The sequence below is a fragment of the Vibrio sp. SG41-7 genome, assembly GCF_014164465.1.
Classification (GTDB): Bacteria; Pseudomonadota; Gammaproteobacteria; order Enterobacterales; family Vibrionaceae; genus Vibrio; species Vibrio splendidus.
Window position 1 is genome coordinate 1 of sequence record NZ_JACJFF010000225.1, and the last position, 3,587, is coordinate 3,587.

Genomic DNA, 3,587 nt, shown 5'->3' on the forward strand with positions numbered 1-3,587 from the left:
TTTCAAGTAGATATGACAAACTAGAAAGGAATTATGCCAGCATGTTATCGCTGGCATTCATGTTAATGTGGCTACCGATGTATTGTTGAACGCGAAATGTACAGCAAAGATCAACACGCCCTAGTCATTCTAAGCAAATCTCCCTCAACAAAGAGTAAAACGCTTTTAGCCGAACCCTTCGGGCAGCGTTTGCTGGTCATTTCTACTACGTTATCGGCTTCTCATGTAGACTAGCTACACATCAAAGCCTCTGCCTTGTATAAATACCCAGCAACTCGCTGCAAAAACCAGCTCGAAAGATCAACACGCCCTAATTTCAAACCAAAAACTTTTTGTAATAACTGATAGCGTGATGAATAACGGTGTAATAGATGGATGATCGTGTAATAACAACAGAAACTTTACCTTTAAGACTTGGATTAACCATGTGGTCTCACTCTGAGTGGCAAAGTCAGTTCTATGGCAAAGGCACCAAGCCTGCCGAACGCCTAGAAAAGTACACACAAGTTTTTCATACGGTTGAAGGCAACACGACCTTCTACGCCACACCGAGTATGTCGACCGTTAACAACTGGAAAGCCGCTAGTCACGGTGATTTTAGGTTCACCTTCAAGCTGCCAAAGTTCATCACCCACCAGCAACAACTTAGGCACTGCCAAGCCGAGCTCAAAGAGTTCTTAATGACCATGTCGCCACTGCACGACCGTATTGGCCAATGGACGATTCAGCTACCACACAGTTTTGAACCTAGTATGCTCCCTGCCCTGCAAAAGTTTTGTACCTTGTTCCCCAAAAATATGCAGCTCGGCGTAGAGGTTCGTCACCTTGGTTTTTTTGATAAGGGCGATGCGGAAAAGCGCTTCAATCATTGGTTAATAGAAGAAGGGATCAATCGCATTATTATGGATAGCCGTCCCGTTTTCTCCGCACCACCAACAACGGAAGCCGTTATCGATGCTCACCTGAAAAAACCACGCGTTCCCGTGCATGCGATTGCGACCGCCAATAACCCGATGATTCGATTTATTGGCCACCCAGACCAAGAACCTAATATTGAGTTTTTTAAACCTTGGTTTGCCAAAATTCCAAGCTGGCTTAATGAAGGCAAACAGCCCTATTTAATGATCCACACCCCAGACAATAATCACGCACCTGAACTTGCGATAGCTATTTATAAGCAGCTGCAAAAGCAAGTGTCTGAAAATACGTCACTTATCTTGCCTGCTCTCGCTCAATTTCCAGCACAGAAAGGCAATCATCAAATCTCGATGTTTTAACCCATCACCTAACAGTAACTTCGAACCTTGAGCTAAATCTCAGTTTTCGTGACAGTGGCGCTTTTTTTACGTAAAATACGTCCCCTTTTATTTGGTACGAATTTTGTGCCAATTACGCTGACTGTCGAGAGAAAATGCCATGAGCAACACAGACAATATCTTTTCCGCTCCTATTGATAAAATTGGTGATTTCACCTTTGATGCAAGGGTTGCTGAAGTATTTCCGGATATGATTCAACGCTCGGTGCCTGGCTATAGCAACATTATCTCCGCAATTGGCATGCTGGCTGAGCGCTTTGTAAAGCCACATTCAAATATTTACGACCTTGGCTGCTCTCTTGGCGCGGCGACACTTTCTATGCGTCGCCATATTCAGCAAGAAGGCTGCACCATTTTCGCTGTTGATAATTCACAAGCGATGGTTGAACGCTGCAAGTTGCACGTTAATGCTTATCGTAGTGACACGCCAGTAGAAGTCATTGAAGCCGACATCCGTGAAGTAGAAATTAAAGACGCCTCTGTTGTGGTTCTTAACTTTACGCTGCAATTTCTGTCTCCCGACGACCGATACGCTCTGCTTGAGAGAATTTATGCAGGCTTGCGCCCGGGCGGGATCTTAATTCTGTCAGAAAAATACGTATTCGAAGATGAAAGTTCAAATGAACTGCTTATCGACCTGCACCATGATTTCAAACGTGCCAATGGGTACAGCGAGCTTGAAGTAAGCCAAAAACGCAGTGCAATCGAAAACGTGATGCGTCCAGACTCGATCCCTATCCACAAGGAACGCTTTGATAAGATTGGCTTCTCAAGCAGCGAAGTGTGGTTCCAATGCTTCAACTTTGGTTCAATGTTCGCGATTAAATAGCGTACATACCCAGTCAGCTCGTACTAAAACGTCATCCTCAAGAGCGAGGAACGAGCGAGTTGGGGATATCTATCAAGTTCGATAAACCGAGATTCCCTATCATGTTCGTCCCTCACTGCAGGGAATGACAAATTTAATTTTTATTTTGGGGTTTATTGACCCTATTAACTCAGTGAAAAACTATGTTTAATTTTGCCAATTTTTATCAACTCATTGCCCAAGACACTCGCCTACAGCCGTGGCTCAATGTTCTTCCTCAACAGCTGACGGATTGGCAAAATGCAGAGCACGGTGACTTCGACCGTTGGTTACGTGCACTGAATAAAATCCCTCAAGGCGTGCCTGACCAAGTTGATCTGAAAAACTCAGTAACCATTGGTAGCTCGACACCATTTCACACAGGTGAACTTAAGAAGTTAGAAAGCTTACTAAAGACCTTCCATCCGTGGAGGAAGGGTCCTTACACCGTTCACGATATTCATATCGATACGGAGTGGCGCAGTGACTGGAAATGGGACCGTGTCCTTCCTCATATTTCTCCATTGAAAAACCGCTCTGTGCTTGATGTAGGTTGTGGCAATGGTTACCACATGTGGCGCATGCTAGGTGAAGGCGCACGTCTAACGGTGGGTATCGACCCTTCTCACCTATTCTTGGTTCAGTTTGAAGCGATTCGTAAGTTAATGGGCGATGACCAACGTGCTCACCTATTACCTTTAGGTATTGAGCAACTGCCAAAACTAGAAGCCTACGACACTGTATTTAGCATGGGTGTTCTGTATCACCGTCGTTCACCTCTGGATCACTTGATTCAGCTAAAAGACCAATTGGCATCTGGCGGTGAGCTGGTTCTTGAGACCTTGGTGATTGAAGGTGACGAGAATGCGGTATTGGTCCCTGTTGACCGTTACGCGCAAATGAGAAATGTGTACTTCTTCCCTTCTGCTCTCGCACTGAAACGCTGGCTAGAACAGGTTGGGTTTGAAGACGTGCGTATCGTTGACGAAAATGTCACGACGATTGGCGAACAACGCACAACAGAATGGATGACACACAACTCTCTTCCAGATTACCTCGATCCGAACGATCCAAGTAAAACGGTTGAGGGTCACCCTGCACCAAGACGTGCCGTTCTTGTCGCGACGAAACCGTAATTTCTATAGGACCAAAGCCATGAACTCTGTGGTCACTAAGTCTTAGTTATTTATATGTGTAAGTTTTGAATAGCATGAGCATGAATTATATAAAATTCGCGCTCATGCTTAACAAATGAACGAACTCAGATCACAATAATTTTCGTAGCGCTCACATAGCGATTCAATATGACCAGACTCTTACAATAGGATGCTTCACGCGTCCTTTTTTGTGGGATAAACTACTAAATAGTCTGAACTATTCTCTAATTCTCAAAGGTTTTTTATATGTTTAAGCGATTATCGCCT

At 44.5% G+C, this 3,587-nt stretch carries 3 protein-coding genes and 1 pseudogene; all 4 read left to right on the forward strand.

Going from position 1 to position 3,587, the window contains the following annotated elements; all coding sequences use genetic code 11:
* Positions 1-89: pseudogene (locus H5300_RS25920) on the forward strand (IS5/IS1182 family transposase); the annotation flags it as partial.
* Positions 90-371: 282 nt separating this feature from the next.
* The gene (locus tag H5300_RS25925) at positions 372-1,277 is read left to right on the forward strand and encodes a DUF72 domain-containing protein (protein ID WP_182797284.1); all 906 of its coding nucleotides are present in this window, start codon (positions 372-374) and stop codon (positions 1,275-1,277) included.
* Between the two features lie 139 nt (positions 1,278-1,416).
* Positions 1,417-2,145 (forward strand): carboxy-S-adenosyl-L-methionine synthase CmoA, encoded by a 729-nt coding sequence (cmoA, locus tag H5300_RS25930; RefSeq protein ID WP_102487836.1) that lies wholly within the window; start codon positions 1,417-1,419, stop codon positions 2,143-2,145.
* A gap of 182 nt (positions 2,146-2,327) precedes the next feature.
* Entirely contained in the window at positions 2,328-3,299 is a 972-nt protein-coding gene (gene cmoB, locus H5300_RS25935; protein ID WP_017083934.1) for a tRNA 5-methoxyuridine(34)/uridine 5-oxyacetic acid(34) synthase CmoB, read from the forward strand.
* Positions 3,300-3,587 lie beyond the last annotated feature (288 nt).

Bases quoted from the DNA above. Each gene is read 5' to 3' on its own strand.
- H5300_RS25925 (WP_182797284.1), top strand. From the start codon at position 372: ATGGATGATCGTGTAATAACAACAGAAACTTTACCTTTAAGACTTGGA.
- cmoA (WP_102487836.1), top strand. From the start codon at position 1,417: ATGAGCAACACAGACAATATCTTTTCCGCTCCTATTGATAAAATTGGT.
- cmoB (WP_017083934.1), top strand. From the start codon at position 2,328: ATGTTTAATTTTGCCAATTTTTATCAACTCATTGCCCAAGACACTCGC.